At 65.5% G+C, this 1,152-nt stretch carries 1 protein-coding gene and 1 pseudogene; both read left to right on the forward strand.

Going from position 1 to position 1,152, the window contains the following annotated elements:
• Positions 1-199 (forward strand): annotated as a pseudogene (locus ACFYZQ_RS40245) (IS3 family transposase); the annotation flags it as partial.
• Between the two features lie 5 nt (positions 200-204).
• On the forward strand, positions 205-1,125 hold the full coding sequence (locus tag ACFYZQ_RS40250; protein ID WP_389159273.1) for an IS3 family transposase: 921 nt from the start codon (positions 205-207) through the stop codon (positions 1,123-1,125).
• The last annotated feature ends 27 nt before the right edge of the window (positions 1,126-1,152 follow it).

Raw genomic sequence — 1,152 nt, forward strand, 5'->3', positions numbered from 1 at the left:
CACGACCGAGACGCTGCGCAAGTGGGTGCGGCAGGACCAGATCGACGCCGGGACCCGACCGGGCACGACGAGCGAGGAGTCGGCCGAGCTGAAGCGGCTGAAGAAGGAGAACGCCGAGCTGAAGCGGGCCAACGACATCCTCAAGGCCGCGGCGTCTTTCTTCGCGGCCGAGCTCGACCGGCCACACACACGCTCGTAGCGTTCATCGACGAGCACAAGGACCGCTTCGGCGGCGTCGAGCCGATCTGCCGGGTCCTCACCGACCATGACTGCAAGATCGCACCGTCCACCTACTACGCCCACCACAAACGCCGGGCCGCACCCGCGGCCCGCACCGTCCGCGACGCCGAACTGAAGACCCTGATCACACAGGCGTACGAGGCCAACTACCGTGTCTACGGTGCCCGGAAGATCTGGCGCCACCTGAACCGCCAGGATGTCGTGGTGGCCCGCTGCACCGTCGAGCGCCTCATGCATGAACTCGGCATCACCGGGGCGGTCCGCGGCAAGAAGGTGATCACCACCATCCCCGACGCGGGCGCGGAACGGGCCCCCGACCTCGTGGACCGCGACTTCGTCGCCTCCGCCCCGAACCGCTGCTGGGTCGCCGACTTCACCCACGTCACCACGTTCGCCGGCGTCGTCTACGTCGCCTTCGTCGTGGACACCTTCTCCCGCCGCATCGTCGGCTGGTCAGCAGCCACATCGAAGGAGACCCGGCTCGTCCTGGACGCCCTCGAAATGGCCTTGTGGCAGCGCGACCGAGACCAACACCCGCACAAGAAAGGCGAGTTGATACACCACTCCGATGCCGGGTCCCAGTACACATCGTTCGCGCTCGCCGAGCACCTCGACCGGGAAGGCATCGCCGCGTCGATCGGATCGGTCGGCGACGCCTACGACAATGCCCTCATGGAGTCCACGATCGGCCTGTTCAAGACTGAGTTGATCAAGCCTCGTCGACATTGGAGGACGCTCTCCGAGGTCGAGCTGGCCACCGCCGAGTGGGTCGACTGGTACTGCCACCGTCGGCTCCACGGTGAAATAGGGCACATCCCACCTGCCGAATACGAGACCAAGCACTACCGCGAAACCACGAAATCCCAGGTCACAGTCACGACCTAGAGTCTCGATCAAACCCGGAACGGTTCA

The organism is Streptomyces sp. NPDC001843 (assembly GCF_042891955.1).
Lineage (GTDB): Bacteria > Actinomycetota > Actinomycetes > Streptomycetales > Streptomycetaceae > Streptomyces.